The sequence below is a fragment of the Mesorhizobium sp. B2-7-3 genome (genome assembly GCF_006440715.1).
GTDB lineage: Bacteria > Pseudomonadota > Alphaproteobacteria > Rhizobiales > Rhizobiaceae > Mesorhizobium > Mesorhizobium australicum.
In genome coordinates, this window is the sequence record NZ_VFTY01000001.1 from 261,808 (window position 1) to 278,687 (window position 16,880).

The following is a 16,880-nucleotide window of genomic DNA, read 5'->3' on the forward strand; positions in this document are numbered from 1 at the left end:
ACCGTGAAGAAGGCACTGCAGACCTATGTCGACGAGATCGTGCGATCATCAATTCGGTGATAGGCAGGCGGTAAAGGATCGCCAGTAGCGATGCAAACCCTAAGTCACCCCTTCCCCGCCCGCCCCAGCACCCGCGCATAAACCTCCCCGACGATCCCGCGCCGAAACACCAGCACGCAGACCATGAAGATCAGCCCGGTGGCGATGGTCACGGGGAAACCTGACGTGGCGAGCGTGTTTTCCAGGCCGACGACGAGGCTGGCGCCGATGATCGGACCGACCATGGTGCCGATGCCGCCGAGCAGCGTCATCAGGATGACCTCGCCCGACATCTGCCAGGTGACGTCGGTGAGTGTGGCGAACTGGAAAACGATCGCCTTGAGCGAACCGGCGAGCCCGGCCAGCGCCGCCGACATGACGAAGGCGCCGAGCTTGTAGCCGGCTACGGAATAGCCCAGCGAAATGGCGCGGTTCTCGTTTTCGCGGATCGAGCGCAGGATCATGCCGAACGGCGAGTTGACGATGCGCCAGATGGCGAAGATGCCGAGCAGGACCACGACAAGCACGAAATAGTAGATGTCCATCGGAGCGTTGAGGTCGAGGACACCGAACAGGACGCCGCGCGGCACGCCCTGGATGCCGTCCTCGCCTTGCGTGAACGGCGCCTGCACGCAAAAGAAGAAGAACATCTGCGACAGCGCCAGCGTGATCATGGCGAAATAGATGCCTTGCCGGCGAATGGCGAAGAAACCCATGACGAGGCCGAGCAGTGCGGCGCCCGCCATGCCGAGCAGGATGCCGGCTTCCGGCGGCCAGCCCCAGACCTTGACGGCGTGCGCGGTGAAATAGGCGGCGCCGCCGAAGAAGGTGGCGTGGCCGAAGGACAAGAGGCCGGTGTAGCCGAGCAGGAGATTGAAGGCGCAAGCAAACAGCGCGAAGCACAGCATCTTCATCAGGAAGATCGGGTAGACGAAGAACGGGGCCGCCAGCAGCGCCGCTATGCCGAGCCCGACCAGCACCCATTCGAGCCTTGGCGAGGGTTTGGCCGATGCCTCGCGCAGCGAAAGCCCGGCCATGTCGGATGTCTCTTCCGCCATCTCAGGCGTCCTTTCCGAACAGGCCGGCCGGCCGGACCAAAAGCACGATCGCCATGATGACGAAGACCACCAGGTTGGAGGCCTCGGGGTAAAAAACCTTGGTCAGGCCGTCGGCGAGGCCAAGCATGTAGCCGGTGACGATGGCGCCGAGGATCGAGCCCATGCCGCCGACCACGACGACGGCGAAGACGACGATGATGAGATCCGATCCCATCAGCGGGCTGACCTGGTAGATCGGCGCGGCCAGGATGCCGGCGAGCCCGGCCAGCGCCGAGCCGAGGCCGTAGGTGAGGGTCAAAAGCAACGGCACGTTGACGCCGAAGGCCTGGACGAGGCGGGGATTCTCGGTCGCGGCGCGCAGATAGGAACCGAGCCTGGTCTTCTCGATCAGCGCCCAGGTGCCGAAGCAGACGATCAGCGAGGCGACCACGACCCAGCCGCGATAAATGGGCAGGAACATGAAGCCGAGATTGGTGCCGCCGGCCAGCAGCGGCGGCACGGCGTAGGGGTTTCCCGACACGCCGTAATAGTAGCGGAAGATGCCTTCGAGCACGAGCGCGAGGCCGAAAGTGAAGAGCAGGCCGTAGAGCGGATCGGTGTCGTAGAGCCGCGACAGCGCCAGGCGCTCGACCACGACGCCGAAGATGCCGACAATCAGCGGCGCCAGGACCAGCGCCGGCCAATAGCCGATGCCGAGATGGGTGAGCAGGAGATAGCCAATGAAGGCGCCCAGCATATACTGGGCGCCATGGGCGAAGTTGATGACGCGCAGCAGGCCGAAAATCACGGCCAGACCAAGGCTCAGCATGGCGTAGAAGGAGCCGTTGATCAGCCCGACCAGCAATTGGCCGAGCAATGCCTGGACGGGGATGCCGAAGATCATCGTCATGGCGCCATCATACACCCAGGATTTCGTGGAGCAGCGTCATGCGGTCCGCCAGTTCGCCGGTGGGAAACTCGGCCACGACCTTGCCGTGCTCCATCAGGTAAAAACGGTCGGCGACACGGCTGGCGAAGCGGAAATTCTGCTCGACCAGCAGGATGGTCATGCCGCGCTGCTTCAGCGTCGCCAGCAGCTCGCCGATGCGCTGGACGATGACAGGCGCGAGGCCCTCGGTCGGTTCGTCCAAGAGCAGCATCTTGACGCCGGTCCGCAGCATGCGCGCGATCGCCAGCATCTGCTGTTCGCCGCCCGACAGCCGCGTGCCGGGACTGTTGCGCCGCTCCTTCAGATTGGGGAACAGATCGAAGATTTCCTCGACGCTCATGCCGCCCGGGGCGACGACCGGCGGCAGCACCAGGTTCTCGTCGACGGTCAGCGTCGAGAAGATGCCGCGTTCCTCCGGCACGAAGCCGATGCCCTGGTGCGCGGTGCGGTGCAGCGGCAGCCGCATCAGGTCGGCGCCGTCGAAGACGACCTTGCCGGTGCGTCGGCGGATCAGGCCCATGATGGCGCGCAGCGTCGTCGTCTTGCCGACGCCGTTGCGGCCGAGCAATGTGACCGTCTCGCCGGCAAACACTTCGAGGTCGACGCCGTGCAGCGCATGGCCCTCGCCATACCAGGCATTGAGGCCGCGGACCGCGAGCAGGGGCGAAGCGCTAGTCATCGGCGGTGCCCATATAGGCCACCTTGACGCGCTCGTCGCGGCTGACCGTGGCGTAGTCGCCGGCCGCGAGCACCTCGCCGCGCTGCATGACGGTTATCCAGTCGCAGAGATCGGCCACCACGGTCAGATTGTGCTCGACCATCAGAACCGCGCGGTCGCCCGCCACCGAGCGGATGAGGGCGGAAACCGTGGCCACGTCCTCATGGCCCATGCCGGCCATCGGCTCGTCGAGCAGCAGCACTTTGGGATCCAACGCCAGCGTCGTGGCGATCTCCAGCACGCGTTTCCTGCCATAGGAAAGATCGCCGGCCAGCCTGTTCGTGGCATCGTCGAGGCCGACGGACCGCAGCAGTTCCATGGCACGCGGCGTCAGCCGGTCGAGCGCCGCCAGCGAGCGCCAGAACTGGATGCCGAGCCCAGCCGGCCGCTGCAGCGCGATGCGTACATTGTCGAGCACGCTGAGATGCGGAAAGATCGCCGAGATCTGGAACGAGCGCACCAGCCCCATCCGCGCCACCTTGGCCGGCGAGGTGCGGGTGATGTCGTGGCCGAGCAGCTCGATCCTGCCGCTGGTCGGCGCCAGGAATTTGGTCAGCAGGTTGAAAACGGTCGTCTTGCCGGCGCCGTTGGGGCCGATCAGCGCATGGATGTTGCCATGGCGGACATCGAGATCGACATTCCTGACGGCGACGAAGCCGGCAAAGTCACGCCGCAGGCCCCGGGCGGAAAGCACCACCCGCGGCTCTTCCGCGTTCAGATCAGGCGGCACCGTGGCCGCGCCGGTCACTGGGCGGCCGTCGCGCAGCCGCTGTCCTTCTCGCTCAGGAACGCCTCCTTGCCGGGGATGGTGGCGAGGTATTTGTAATAGTCCCAATCCTTGCTGCTCTCGCTGGGCGCCTTGACCTGATAGAGATACATGTCGTGGACCATGTTGCCATCGGCCTGGACCTTGCCGCCGGTGATGACGGCGTCGTCCACCGGCAGCGAATGGAGTTGCTTGGCGACCGCTTCGGTCTCGTCCGTGCCGGCCTTGTCGATCGCCTTCAAATACTGCGTCACCGCCGAATAGGTCGCGGCCTGGATCATGTTCGGCATGCGGTTGGTACGCTTGAAGAAGCGCTGCCCGAATTCGCGGCTCTTGTCGTCGCGGTCCCAATAATAGCCCTCGGTCAGCACGACGCCCTGCGCCGCCTGCAGCCCGAGCCCATGCACCTCGGCCAGCGTGAACAGGAGCGCCGCCAGGCGCTGGCCGCCCTGGACGATGCCGAATTCGGCCGCCTGCTTGATGGAATTGGAGGTGTCGAGGCCGGCATTGGCCAGCCCGATGACCTTGGCGCCCGAAGATTGCGCCTGCAGCAGGAAGGACGAATAGTCGGTCGCGCCGAGGGGATAACGCACCTCGCCCAGCACCTTGCCGCCATGGCTCTCGACGAACTTGGCGGTCTGCTCCTTCAGCGAATAGCCGAACGCATAGTCGACGGTGACGAAGAACCAGCTGTCGCCGCCCTGCTGCACCAGCGAGCCGCCGGTGCCCACCGCCTGCGAGTGGGTGTCATAGGCCCAGTGGAAGCCGTAGGGCGAGCACTGCTTGCCGGTGAGGTCGGTGGTCGCCGCACCGGTGACGATGTCGATCTTCTTCTTTTCCTTGGAAATCCCCTGCACGGCGAGCGCGACCGAAGAGGTCGTCAGCTCCATGATGGCGTCGACCTGCTCGGTGTCATACCACTGGCGGGCGATGTTGGAGGCGATATCGGGCTTGTTCTGGTGGTCAGCGCTGATGATCTCGACCGGCGCTCCCTGCACCTTGCCGCCGAAATCCTCGACCGCCATCCTGGCCGCCTCGACCGACCATTTGCCGCCGAAATCGGCATAGACGCCGGATTGATCGTTGAGGATGCCGATCTTGACCTTGCCATCGGAAATCTCGGCGGCCGAGGCGGGGATAGTGGTGGCCGCGAGAAGCGCGGCGGAAACGACATGGCGTAGCTTCATGAGTTTACTTCCTCCCAATGTGGATGAATCCGCCCGCCCCCTACGATCGTCATCCGCAAGCACTATGCAACATTAGGAAAATGAGGCGGAAGGGCAAGGGGCGGCCCCGGATTTCATGACGGCGAGACGGCCCATGGCGTGCGACACGACTATGTGAAGCTCGACCTGCCGCAGACCGAGCTTGTCTGGGCCCGGATGGCCTCAGCCCTCGGCGGCGACGAGATGGCCGTTGCCGACATCGCTGAGCGCCAATTTCAGCGGCGCCTCGCCGATCCGGCGGGTGGCGCTGGGGATTTCCTGGTCGAGGCGGGCGAAACGGCTTCGGCGCCGCGCCGGATCCGGCACCGGCACGGCTTCGATCAGGCGCCTGGTGTAGGGATGGCGGGGGTTGGAAAAGACCTGGTCGCGTGTGCCCATCTCGACGATCTGGCCGAGATACATGACGGCGACACGGTCGGAGATATTCTCGACCACGGCCATGTCGTGCGAGATGAAGAGATAGGCGACGCCGAATTCGCGCTGCAATTCCTTCAGGAGGTCGAGCACGCGCGCCTGCACCGAGACGTCGAGCGCCGAGACGCTTTCGTCGGCGATGATCAGCTTCGGCCTCAGCGCCAGCGCACGCGCGATGCAGACGCGCTGGCGCTGGCCGCCGGAGAATTCGTGCGGATAGAGCTCCATCTGGTCCGATGACAGGCCGACGCGGTCGAACAGCGCGGCGACGCGCTCGCGGCGCTCTTCCTTCGAGGCGATGCCGTGGATCAGCAGCGGCTCGGCGACAAGGTCGCCGACGCGCATGCGCGGGTCGAGCGAGGCGTAGGGGTCCTGGAAGATCATCTGCACGTCGCGGCGCACCGCCTTGCGCTCGTCGCGGCCGAGGCTGGACAAATTGCGACCGCCGACGACGATGTCGCCGCTATAAGGCACCAGCCCGGCCAGCGCCTTGGCGGTGGTCGACTTGCCGCAGCCGGATTCACCGACCAGCGCCAGCGTTTCGTTGGGCGCGATCGAAAAGCTGACGCCCTCGACGGCGTGAACGCGGCGGGTGACCCGGCCGAAGACGCCGCCGCGCAAGTCGAAGCGGACGTGGAGATCGGTGACCTCGGCGACCTTCGCCGGCGTTGCGGCTTCGGTTTCCCTAGATTTCTGACGGCCGCTGCCGATGCGCGGCACGGCGGCCAGCAGCTCGCGCGTGTATTCGGCTTGCGGGTGGGCGAAAATGTCCGACGTCTTGCCTTCCTCGACCATGCGTCCATGCCGCATGATGATGACGCGATCGGCCATTTCGGCGACAACGCCCATGTCGTGGGTGATCAGGATGACGCTGGTGCCGTGCTTCTGCTGCAGGTCGCGCAGCAGTTCCAGCACCTCGCCCTGCACGGTGACGTCGAGCGCGGTGGTCGGCTCGTCGGCGATCAGCACGTCTGGTTCCAGCGCCAGCGCCATGGCGATCATCACCCGCTGGCGCATGCCGCCGGAGAGCTCGTGCGGAAATTGCCTTAGCCGGCTTTCGGCCTCCGAAATGCGCACCGCCTTCAACGCCTCGACGGCGCGCTGGCGGGCCTCGTCCCGCGACAGGCTGGTGTGCGCCTCGATGGATTCGGTGAGCTGCCGGCCGATCGACAGCACCGGGTTGAGCGAGGTCATCGGTTCCTGGAAGATCATGGCGATGCGGTCGCCGCGGACATGCCGCATCCGGCGTTCGTCGAGGGCGGTCAGCTCGGTGGCGCCAAGGTGGATGGTGCCGGCGGAGATGCGCGCGGCGGGCTGCGGCAGAAGCTGCATGATGGCCAGCGCGGTCATCGATTTGCCGGAGCCGGATTCGCCGGCGATGCAGAGCGTCTCGCCACGCTTGAGCGTCAGGGACAGGTTGGAGACGACCTCGCGGGAGCCCTCCTCGCCGCGCACGGAGACGCAGAGGTTGGCGATGGTGAGGATGGTTTCGGGAGTTGAGGTCATTGGGGAGGCAGCCCGGAAAGGGATTTACTCCGGCACACCCCCCTCTGCCCTGCCGGGCATCTCCCCCGCAAGGGGGGAGATTGGCAGTTCCCACGCCCCGCCTCTCTTCCAGCGGTGACGATTGGCGAAAGCCCAAGCGCGATCCGATCTCCCCCCTTGCGGGGGAGATGGCCGGCAGGCCAGAGGGGGGTGCCTAGACGCTGACCTGTCATTCAAACACGCAGCGCGGGAAGTAGAACGACACCACCCAGTTGGGCATGTCGACGATCTCGCTGATGCGCAGGTCGCCGCAGACCGAGGCCAGCATGTAGCCTTCGACCGGGTCAATCTGGTAGCGGCCGGCGAGCAGGTCGATCATCTGCGCCACGGCCTCTTTTGCGCCACTCATCAAATCCGGCCCGATCCCCGTCGTCACCTCATAGCCCTTGGCGTCGAGATGCCGTGTCACGGGACCTGGCGTGGTGAAGCGCGGCGTTTTCAGCCGCGCATCTTTCACCAGGTCGAGTTTCAGCACGACGTTCATCGGGCTTTCGATCGCCGTGCCGCAGACCTCGCCGTCGCCTTGCGCGGCATGCGTGTCGCCAACCGAGAACAGCGCGCCCGCCACCTCCACCGGCAGATAGAGCGTGGTGCCGGCGGCGAGATCGCGGATGTCGAGATTGCCGCCGACGCGGCGGGGCGGCACCACCGAGTGGTGGCCCATTTCGGCCGGCGCGTTGCCGATGGTGCCGGCGAATGGCTTTAGCGGCACGCGAGCGTTTTTGCCGAACAATGCCGGCTCCAGCGAGGCGGCATCGTATTTCCAGATGTTGAGCGCCGGCTCCTGGAAATCGTCGGCGAGCAGGCCGAAACCGGGAATGTTCGCCGTCCAGCCGAAGCCGGACGGTTTGAACATCTCGATCCTCACCTTCAGCGCGTCACCCGGCTCGGCGCCTTCGACGAAGATCGGCCCGGTGACCGGATTGATCTGGCCAAAGTCGAGCTTGGCGATGTCGGCGACGGTGCTGCCGGGCTGCAACTGGCCGCCCGAGGAATCGAGGCACTGGAACTCGATGGTCGAGCCTGGCGCCACCCGCTCGGCCGGGACAAAGGAATTGTCCCAGCCGAAATGGTGATGGCGCCTGTGGATGGTGTAATCGCAGTTATTGCACATCTTTTACGTACACATTGTCATAGTTGATCGGGATATGGACCGGGTCGACATAGAGGTTGTCGGCGCCGCCCATGCGCGCCGATTTCATGGTGAAGCGCTGTTCGTTGAAGACCGGCGCCCAGGGGGCGTCCTCCATCACCTTGTCGTAGATGGCGCTCCACATCTTGTCGCGCTCGGCGGCCTTGGCCGGGTCGACCACCGAATCGGCCTCGGCCGCCTTGGCATCGAGATCCTTGTTGCAATACCACGACCAGTTCCAGCCGCCCGGTACCGCACCGGCGCAGCCGAGGATCGGGCCGTAGAAGTTGGACGGATCCGGGAAGTCGGCGATCCAGGCCATGCCGCCCGACCAGATCATCGGCGCGCCGGCCTTGTCGCCGCCGGCGGCGATGACGTTGGCCTGGGCCAGCGACTGGATGCTGGCCTTGATGCCGATAGCCGCCAGGTCCTGCTGGATCGCCTGGGCGATGCGCGGGTTGGGGTCGGTGTTCATGGCGAACAATTGCGTGTCGAAACCGTCGGGATGACCGGCCTCGGCCAGCAGCGCCTTGGCCTTGGCGACGTCATAGGGGTAGCCCTTGTACGCCTTGTCGTAGCCGGGCATCGACGGCGGCAGCGGCTGGTTGGCCGGCACGGCGCGGCCGTTGATGATCTGGATGATGCGCGCCTTGTTGAGCGCCATGTTGACGGCCTGTCGCACCTTCACATTGTCGAACGGCGCCATGGTTGTGTTCATGGTCACATAGCCGGTGTGCAGTTGGCCTCCTTCGACGACACGCGCCTTCTGCTCGGGATCGGCCATCACCTCCTGGAATTTGGCCGGCGGAATGCCGTCGCCAGGCACGTCGATCTCGCCCTTCTGCAGGCGCAGAAGCGCCACGATCGGCTCCTGGCCGATCTCGAAGGTGATCTTGTCGAGATGCGGCAGGCCCTTGTGCCAATAGTCCGCGTTGCGTTCGAAGACGATGCGCTGGCCAAGCGTCCATTCCGCCAGCTTGAAGGCGCCGGTGCCGACCGGATGCTTGCCGAAATCGGCGCCGTATTTCTCGACCTCTTCCTTCGGTACCACATGGGAAAAGTTGATGGCCATGACATGCAGGAAGGTGGCGTCCGGGCGGGTCAGCTCGAACTTGACCGTGTAGGGGTCGACGACGGTGACGCCGGAAAGCGTCTCGGCCTTACCGGCGGCGACATCGTCATAGCCCTTGATCGAGCCGAAGAAGCCGGCGCCGGGGCTCTGCGTCTTCGGATTGGTGACGCGGTCGAGCGAATATTTCACGTCGTCGGCGGTCATCTCGCGGCCATTGTGGAACTTCACGCCATGGCGCAGCTTGAAGGTGAAGGTCTTGCCGTCGGGCGAAATCTCGTAGCTTTCGGCGAGGTCGGGCTTGAGGTTGGTGGTGCCGGGCTCGTAATCCATCAGCCCGTCGAACAGGCTCTTGATCATCGACCAGTTCTGCCAGTCATAGCCGATGGCCGGGTCGAGGGTGGCGACGTCGTCCTTGTAGGTGATGGTGATGGCGCCGCCCTGCTTGGCGTTCGGGTCGACGGTGTCCTCGGCGCGGGCGCTTATCATGCCGAGCATCAGCGCCAGCGCCGATGCCGCGACGGTCGATGCGAGAAACTTCTTCATTGTCATGTTCCCTTTCTCTGTTTGTTTTCTGGTTCATCTGAGCTTGATGCGAGGATCTATGAAGGGCGCGATGATGTCGGCCAGGAGATTGCCGAGCACGATGGCGAAGGCCGAGACCAGCGTGACGCCCATGATGATGGGGATGTCGACGCGCTGGATGGCTTGCCAGGCGAGCTGGCCGATGCCGGGCCAGCCGAACACGCTTTCGACCACGACGATGCCGCCCATGAAGATGCCGATGTCGATGCCGATCATGGCGACGACCGGCAGGATGGCGTTGGGCAGCGCATGGCGGAAGATGATGGCGCCCCGAGCCAGGCCCTTGGCACGCGCGGTGCGGACGTAATCCTGGCGCAGCACGTCGATCATCGACGAGCGCATCATGCGCGCATACCAGCCGGCGCCGAGGATGCCCATGGTGAGCGACGGCAGCACGAGATGGCGCCATGTGCCATAGCCGCCGATCGGGAACCAGCTCAGCCTGACCGCGAAGACATAGAGCAGCAGCAGGCCGACGACGAATTGCGGCGCCGAGACGCCGATGAAGGAGGCGACCATCAGGGTCTGGTCGGTGGCGGTGCCGCGCTTGACGGCGGCGATCAGGCCCATGGAGAGGCCGATCAGCAGCTCGCACAGGATGGCGCCGACCATCAGAAGCAGGCTCGCCGGCAGCCGCGAGACGATGAGTTCGGTGACTTCCGAGCGCTGGATGTAGGAGCGGCCAAGATCGCCGCTGACGAGCTTCGTCAGATAGTGCCAGTACTGGACGACGAAGGGCTGGTCGAGGCCGAGCTGCTGGCGGATGTTCTCGACCGTCTGCGGCGTGGCGCTGCGGCCGGCGATCTGGCGCACCGGATCGGCGGGCAGGAGATAGAGCAGCGCGAAGGTGATCAGCGAGACGCCGAGCAGGATGAGCAGCGACTGGATCAGCCGGCGGCCGAGATAGGCGATCATGCCCGGCCCCTTTGCGTCGGATCGAGAATGTCGCGCAGCGCGTCGCCGATCAGGTTGAAGGCCAGCGCCAGGGCCAGGATCGCGGCGCCGGGGAAGAACACCAGCCAGGGTGCCGCCTGGAAATAGGTCTGGTTCTCGAAGATGATATTGCCCCATGACGCCGTCGGCGGCTGCACGCCGATGCCGAGGAAGGAGAGCGTGGCCTCGAGCAGCACCGTGGTCGAGATGCCGAGCGTGCCCCAGACGATGATGGTCGGCAGGAGATGCGGCAGGATGTGGCGAAACAGGATGCGCGGCGCGCCGGCCCCGATGGTGCGTTCGGCATCGATGAACTCGCGTTCGGCGAGTGACGAGGTCTCGGTGTAGACGACGCGGGCGGTCTGCACCCAGTTGACCAGCGCGATGACCATGGCGACGATCCACAGGCTCGGCTGGAACACCGCCGCCAGGCAGATGGCGAGCAGCAGCGCCGGAAACGCCATCATCAAATCGGTGAAGCGCATCAGCGCGCCGCCGATCCAGCCGCGGAAATAGCCGGCGGTGACGCCGACCAGCGTGCCGATGAAGAGCGCCACGCCGTTGGCGACGATGCCGATGATCAGCGAGGTGCGCGCGCCGTAGAGAATGCGGGTCAACAGGTCACGCCCGAGCAGGTCGGTGCCCAGCCAGAATTTCGCGCTCGGCGGCAGAGGCGAGCCCTCGATGGTGAGACCGTCGAACATCTGTTCGTTGGGATCGTAGCCGGTCAGCCATGGCGCCAGGATCGCACCGGCAACGACAATGGCGACGATAACCAGGCCGAGCAGCGCCAGGCGGCGCTTGACCAGCCGGCGCCAGACACCGGCGCGCGGTCTGGCCGGCATGCGCCCTGCTGTGAGATCAGGCGCGATGGGGCTGGTCATCGCCGCTCTCATCTCCGATGTGGTCTTCCCCGGTCCTGGCTTCCCCGGTCTTGGCTTCCTCCATCATCGCCACGATCCGGCGCGCGGCGTCCTCGACGCTGATCTGCCAGCTCATTGCCAGCGAGCGCAGCTGTGCATAGGCGCGGTCGTCGTCGCCGCCTTTCGACAAAGCCGAGACAGCCCGCACGACGGTCTGGCGTTCGGCGACCCGCTGGCGCAATGCGGCAATTTCGCCGGCTAAATGTTTTCTCGCCTCGAAACTCTGGCGCGCAATCAGCAGCGCGCTGTAGACGCCGGCATTGCCGACCGGCTTCAGGAGCTGGGCGTCGGCCTTGTGCGACAGCGCCCATTCGATGCGGCCCGGCGCCTCGGAGCCGATCAGCGCCACCAGCGGCATTGGCGCCTCGCCCGGCTTCCAGGGGAATTGCTCGTCGAAGCCGAGATCGGCGTCGAAGAAGACGAAGTCGGCGGCCAGCGCCTCCGGTGCCAGTTCCGGCCAGCAACCCACGGTGACAAGGCCGATGGCCGACAACTGCCTGGTGATCGCTTGCACAGTCGGGTGCGGGCGATGCAGGACAAAGGCCCTGGCGCCGCCGAGATTGGGGATGCGCGGGGTTCTGGTCACGACACCACCCGCAAACGTGGCCGGCCGAATGTCTTTGCGGGGTCGTAGCGCGACAGATACGGATCCGGCGCGACCTCGTGCTGCCGGCTGACAACTTCGAAATAGCCGTCCGCGATCCGGCCGATGATGACAGGCAGCGTGGCGTGCTGGGAATGGGCGTCGATGGCGATCGGGCCGAGCCGCGTGGAGAAGCGCCGCTCGGCGAAGGCCTTGGAAAATTCCGCCGGGCCGGCGTCGGGATCGCGCGACAGCACGTCGGCCATTACCTGCACCGAGGCATAGGCGGAGGCTTCGAAGGACGATGCGAAGGCGGCCGGCCGCGGCGCGAAATACGGTCCGACCGACAGATGACCCTTGCCCGTTTCGCCGATCGCCGGCAGTTCGCCTTCGGTCAGGTTGCAGGAGATCACCGGGCAAGATTCAGGACTGAAAGCCGCATCCTCGCCCGCCAGATCGCGATAGGCCGCCAGGAAGGCATAGGACGAGGTGCCGATCAGGTTGTTGAGGATGAAGTTCGGCCGCGTCGCGCGGATCTCGGCGATCAGCCGCGACACGTCGGTCTCGCCGATGCGCAGATAGCGCTCGCCCAGCACCTTGCCGCCGGCATCGGCGATGAGGTCGCGCGCAACGCGGTTCATCTCCCAGCCCCAGATGTAGTTCGACCCGAGCAGGAAACCGTTGGCGCCGAAGCGCGGCACGACATGGGCCATAAGCGGCACCAGATGCTGATTGGGACAAGCGTGCATGTAGACGACATGCTCGTTGGCCTCGAAGCCCTCATAGGGGCAGGCATACCAGAGCATGCCGCCCGCCTTCTCCAGCACAGGGATGGTCTCCTTGCGGCTCCAGGAAGTGACGCAGCCGACGACATGGCGTGCACTGCTGGTCCTGAAGATGTCTTCGCACAGCGTCGCGTAACGGTCGGCATTGCTTTGCGGGTCGCGCTCGACCGGCACCAGTTCGATGCCTGAGCTCCTGTCGGCGTTGATGTCGGCGATGGCGCGCATGGCGCCCATCCGGCACGCGTCGGAGACGAGCTGATAGCTTCCCGAGCGGGAATAGAGGATGCCGATCTCGATGCGCCGTTTCAAACCGATCCCCAAAATGACAATGCCCCGCAGCCAGCGCCGCAAGGGCGAGGCATACGAGGCATATTTGCCGCCCGGCGATCAGAGCCGGTATTTTGCCCTAGCGTATTCGGTCCGGCGGGTCAGTCAAGCCCTCAACGCCATCCGCGTCAAACACCGAGTGTCCGGCCATCGCTGGTTCCCGCGAAATCCGCTGCCGCTATCTGGCCGCCGGCCTGTGTTGGCGGGCATAGGCCACGCAGGCATCCACGGTGCTGACACAAAGAGCGTCGCGCTTGTTCGGCAGGTTGTTGTCGCCGGCGTAGGCAACTTCGGCGACACGGCCGCCGACCATGCGAACCTGCGTGTCGCAGTAACCGCCGGGAGCGACATTGACGGAACCGCCGACCGTCGGGATCGCCCCCACGGCCAAGGCAGGAACGACGACGCTGAGATTGCCGCGCTGGACGACGCGCTTATAGGTCCAGATCTGCCCGGACTGGCCGACTTCCGCGGTGGCGGTCGGAAATCCCGCGCACATTCGGACGTCGGCTTCGCTGAGGCCGACCATCTCCTTGCGTGCCGCGGCCGCCGTTGGATCGACCTTGGCGATGCGCGACGTGTCGTCGGGAACGACGCAGGAGGACTGGATGACGACGAGGAGGCCAGAAAGGGCAAGCTTTCGAATGCAGGAAAATGTCATACCGATTATTGAGATCGCGTGGCGCCCGGCCGCCCTTTCTACCTAGGCAAGCCGACGGTCGGATCAACCCGCGCAGCTTCACGAAAAAGTGGCTGAGCAAGCCGCAAAGCTTTTTGACTTCGCCTGGATGAACCCGGCAGCCAACGAGGGCCGTCCATCATTTTCGGGCGACGTCCTCGAAGCTCAAATCGAACGCATGAGATATTGCGCAGCCGGCCGGCAGAGGCGGGCTCGTTGAAAACTTGACTGCCTTCCCGACATCTCCGGATGGCGGCGCGGCGCCGTCATGGTCGACCTGGCGGCGTCCTGTGCTCACATCCCTGAGTTTTTTGAGAGAATATTCCCGGCTTTGCCGAGAACGGCGAAACACGTTCTTTGATAAAATCAGTAGAATTTCTGACGATGTGAACAAGCCTCGGCAATCCGCCTTGCTGCCATGACTTCACAATCGCAGAGATCAATCATGTCCGATCCCAACAACACTTTGCCCTCTTCCCCACGGTCACCCCTCACCCGCCGCAGCGGCCTCGCTCTGCTGTTCGCGTCGGCCGTCGCGATCGGCAGCCTGATGGCGCCGCATGCGTCCTTGGCCGAGGACAAGAAGGCGATCAAGGTCGGCATCATCAGCGGCGAGGACGAGGATGTTTGGCGTGTCGTCGTCGCGCAAGCAGCCGAAAAGGGCCTCAGCATCGAGACCGTGGTGTTCAACGACTACACCCAGCCCAACGAGGCGCTGGAGCGCGGCGAGATCGACGCCAACGCCTTTCAGCACCAGCCCTATCTCGACAACCAGATCAAGACGCAGGGCTACCACATCGTGCGTGTCGGCTATACCGGCGTGTGGCCGATCGGCCTCTACTCCAAGAAGTACACCAAGGTTGCCGATCTGCCGGAGGGCGCGGTGATCGGCGTGCCGAACGACCCGTCCAACGAAGGCCGGGCGCTGCGCGTGCTGCAGAATGAGGGCGTGATCAAGCTCAGGGATGGCACCGGCATTCTCGCCACCACCGCCGACATCGCCGAAAATGCGAAAAAGGTCGAGATCAAGGAGTTGGATGCCGGCATCGTCGGCCGCTCGGTCGAGGATCTCGACGCCGCCGTGGTCAACACCGACTGGGCGCTGAAGAGCGGCCTGACGCCGGAGAACCGCATCGCTCAGGAGCCGATCGCGGACAATCCGTACCGCAACTTCATCGCGGTCAAGGTCGGCAATGAAAACGAGGCCTGGGTGAAGACGCTGGTCGCGTCCTACCAGAACGAGGCTGTGAAGGCCGAGTTCGACAAGGTCTATAAGGGCACCGGCCTCAGCGCCTATTGAGTTATGCGGGCACCGACGTGCCTTTGACAGCTTAAGCGGTCCGCGCGATGCGCGGGCCGCGATCGCGTTTCGGGACCTGCCCATGAACCAGCATTTTATCGCAACCACCGAGGCCGCGGATCAGGCCGCCACGCAGGACGTGGTGCGCCTTGTCGACCTGAAGCGCCGCTTCGGCCAGACGGCGGCGCTCGACGGCATTTCCTTGACGGTGCGCAAGGGCGAGGTTCTCGGCATCATCGGCCGCAGCGGTGCAGGCAAGTCCACCCTGATCCGCTGCCTGAACGGACTGGAGCGGCCTGACACCGGCGAGGTGTTCATCGAAGGTCGCGAGATCAGCCGACTTGGCGAGCGCGAGTTGCAGCCGCTGCGACGGCGCATCGGCATGATCTTCCAGCATTTCAACCTGCTGTCGGCCAAGACCGTCGAGGACAATGTGGCGTTGCCGCTCAAGATCGAGGGCCGGCCGAAGGCGGAGCGGCTGAAGCGGGCGGCGGAGCTGCTCGATCTCGTCGGCCTGTCGGAGAAGGCAAAAGCCTATCCGGCTTCGCTGTCCGGCGGCCAGAAACAGCGCGTCGGCATTGCCCGAGCGCTTGCCGCGCGGCCAGCGCTGCTTCTGTCGGACGAGGCGACCTCGGCACTCGACCCGGAGACGACGCGCTCCATTCTCGCCCTGCTGAAGGATATCAACCGCCAGCTTGGCCTGACCATCCTTTTGATCACCCACGAGATGGAGGTGATCCGCTCGATCGCCGACCGCGTGGCGGTGATCGACGCCGGGCGCATCGTCGAGGAAGGGCCGGTCTGGTCGGTGTTTGCCGATCCGCAATCGGACATTACAAGACGCCTGCTCGGGACCATCCGGCCGCAACTTCCGCCGGAGCTGGCGGCGCGGCTGCTGCCGGGAGCCGGCACCGAAACGGTCTTGCGCGTCGACGTGGCGGGCGAGGCGGCGCGCGAGCCGCTGCTGTCCGACCTTGCGGCCGCCGTGCCCGGTCCCTTCCGCCTCGTCCATGGCGGCATCGACCACATCCAGCAGCAGCCGGTCGGAACGCTGTTCATTTCCGTTCTCGGCAGCGATGCGAACCATCTCGCAGAAATCATCACATTCCTGAAATCCCGCCAGGCGCGGGTGGAGGTGCTTGGCCATGTCGCCGGTCCTGTTTGAGCTTCTGTTGCGATCGATCTGGGAGACGGTGCTGATGACGGCCGCCTCCGGCCTGATCTCGCTGGTGTTCGGCCTGCCGCTCGGGCTGGCCCTGATTGCCACCGAACGCGGCGGCATCGCCGAAAACCCTTGGGTGAACCGCGTGCTCGGCGCCGTGATCAACGGCTTCCGCTCGGTGCCGTTCATCATCCTTCTGGTGGCGCTGATCCCGGTGACGCGGCTGATCGTCGGCACCTCGATTGGCACATGGGCGGCCATCGTGCCGCTGTCGATCGCCGCCACGCCCTACTATGCGCGGATCGGCGAAGTGTCATTGCGCGAAGTCGACCACGGACTGATCGAGGCGGCGCGCGCCATGGGCGGCAATCGCTGGACGATCATCCGCGAAGTGCTGGTGCCCGAGGCGCTCCCCGGCATCGTTGCCGGCTTCACCGTGACGCTGGTGACGCTGGTCGGCGCCTCGGCGATGGCAGGAGCCATCGGTGCCGGCGGCCTCGGCGACCTTGCCATCCGTTACGGCTACCAGCGCTTCGAGACGTCGGTGATGGTCGCCGTGGTGATCGTGCTGATCATCCTGGTCTGCGGCATCCAGTGGGTGGGTGACCGGCTGGTGGCGAGGCTGGATCGGCGGGGATAGTGAGCCGGCTGGTATTCAGGGCCGACCATGAGCTTCTCATGGAGCGTCGGCGATGGTCACCATAAGTA

16 protein-coding genes are annotated in these 16,880 nt (G+C 65.1%); 3 read left to right on the top strand and 13 right to left on the bottom strand.

The window, feature by feature from the left end:
• Positions 1 to 104: 104 nt before the first annotated feature.
• From FJW04_RS01365 to FJW04_RS01430, 13 genes are all read right to left on the bottom strand, one after another.
• Complete coding sequence (locus FJW04_RS01365; RefSeq protein WP_181172845.1) at positions 105 to 1,097, bottom strand: branched-chain amino acid ABC transporter permease; 993 nt, start codon at positions 1,095 to 1,097, stop codon at positions 105 to 107.
• 1 nt (position 1,098) lies between these two features.
• On the bottom strand, positions 1,099 to 1,986 hold the full coding sequence (locus tag FJW04_RS01370) for a branched-chain amino acid ABC transporter permease (protein WP_140711888.1): 888 nt from the start codon (positions 1,984 to 1,986) through the stop codon (positions 1,099 to 1,101).
• 7 nt (positions 1,987 to 1,993) lie between these two features.
• Positions 1,994 to 2,704, bottom strand: coding sequence for an ABC transporter ATP-binding protein (locus tag FJW04_RS01375; protein WP_140711890.1), 711 nt, complete (start codon positions 2,702 to 2,704; stop codon positions 1,994 to 1,996).
• On the bottom strand, positions 2,697 to 3,491 hold the full coding sequence (locus FJW04_RS01380) for an ABC transporter ATP-binding protein (protein ID WP_181172846.1): 795 nt from the start codon (positions 3,489 to 3,491) through the stop codon (positions 2,697 to 2,699). The genes FJW04_RS01375 and FJW04_RS01380 overlap by 8 nt, the downstream gene beginning before the upstream one ends.
• Positions 3,488 to 4,696, bottom strand: a complete 1,209-nt coding sequence (locus tag FJW04_RS01385) for an ABC transporter substrate-binding protein (RefSeq protein WP_140711892.1) — start codon at positions 4,694 to 4,696, stop codon at positions 3,488 to 3,490. Before FJW04_RS01385 ends, FJW04_RS01380 begins: the two co-directional genes overlap by 4 nt.
• A 201-nt stretch (positions 4,697 to 4,897) precedes the next feature.
• Complete coding sequence (locus FJW04_RS01390) at positions 4,898 to 6,655, bottom strand: ABC transporter ATP-binding protein (protein WP_140711893.1); 1,758 nt, start codon at positions 6,653 to 6,655, stop codon at positions 4,898 to 4,900.
• A 208-nt stretch (positions 6,656 to 6,863) separates the two neighbouring features.
• The gene (locus tag FJW04_RS01400) at positions 6,864 to 7,808 is read right to left on the bottom strand and encodes an acetamidase/formamidase family protein (protein ID WP_140711894.1); all 945 of its coding nucleotides are present in this window, start codon (positions 7,806 to 7,808) and stop codon (positions 6,864 to 6,866) included.
• Positions 7,798 to 9,441, bottom strand: a complete 1,644-nt coding sequence (locus FJW04_RS01405) for an ABC transporter substrate-binding protein (RefSeq protein ID WP_140711895.1) — start codon at positions 9,439 to 9,441, stop codon at positions 7,798 to 7,800. The genes FJW04_RS01400 and FJW04_RS01405 overlap by 11 nt, the downstream gene beginning before the upstream one ends.
• 33 nt (positions 9,442 to 9,474) lie before the next feature.
• A complete protein-coding gene (locus tag FJW04_RS01410) occupies positions 9,475 to 10,395 on the bottom strand; it encodes an ABC transporter permease (protein WP_015314628.1) in 921 nt (306 codons plus the stop codon).
• Positions 10,392 to 11,297 (bottom strand): ABC transporter permease, encoded by a 906-nt coding sequence (locus FJW04_RS01415; RefSeq protein WP_140711897.1) that lies wholly within the window; start codon positions 11,295 to 11,297, stop codon positions 10,392 to 10,394. Before FJW04_RS01415 ends, FJW04_RS01410 begins: the two co-directional genes overlap by 4 nt.
• Entirely contained in the window at positions 11,275 to 11,922 is a 648-nt protein-coding gene (locus FJW04_RS01420) for an ANTAR domain-containing protein (RefSeq protein WP_140711899.1), read from the bottom strand. Before FJW04_RS01420 ends, FJW04_RS01415 begins: the two co-directional genes overlap by 23 nt.
• A complete protein-coding gene (locus FJW04_RS01425) occupies positions 11,919 to 13,013 on the bottom strand; it encodes a transporter substrate-binding protein (RefSeq protein WP_015314631.1) in 1,095 nt (364 codons plus the stop codon). Before FJW04_RS01425 ends, FJW04_RS01420 begins: the two co-directional genes overlap by 4 nt.
• Before the next feature lie 196 nt (positions 13,014 to 13,209).
• Positions 13,210 to 13,692, bottom strand: coding sequence for a hypothetical protein (locus FJW04_RS01430; RefSeq protein ID WP_140711901.1), 483 nt, complete (start codon positions 13,690 to 13,692; stop codon positions 13,210 to 13,212).
• 463 nt (positions 13,693 to 14,155) lie between these two features.
• On the opposite strand from FJW04_RS01430, the gene FJW04_RS01435 reads away from it, so the two are divergent.
• From FJW04_RS01435 to FJW04_RS01445, 3 genes are all read left to right on the top strand, one after another.
• Complete coding sequence (locus FJW04_RS01435) at positions 14,156 to 15,010, top strand: MetQ/NlpA family lipoprotein (protein WP_140711903.1); 855 nt, start codon at positions 14,156 to 14,158, stop codon at positions 15,008 to 15,010.
• 82 nt (positions 15,011 to 15,092) lie between these two features.
• A complete protein-coding gene (locus FJW04_RS01440) occupies positions 15,093 to 16,175 on the top strand; it encodes a methionine ABC transporter ATP-binding protein (RefSeq protein WP_140711905.1) in 1,083 nt (360 codons plus the stop codon).
• On the top strand, positions 16,156 to 16,812 hold the full coding sequence (locus tag FJW04_RS01445) for a methionine ABC transporter permease (protein WP_140711907.1): 657 nt from the start codon (positions 16,156 to 16,158) through the stop codon (positions 16,810 to 16,812). Before FJW04_RS01440 ends, FJW04_RS01445 begins: the two co-directional genes overlap by 20 nt.
• The last annotated feature ends 68 nt before the right edge of the window (positions 16,813 to 16,880 follow it).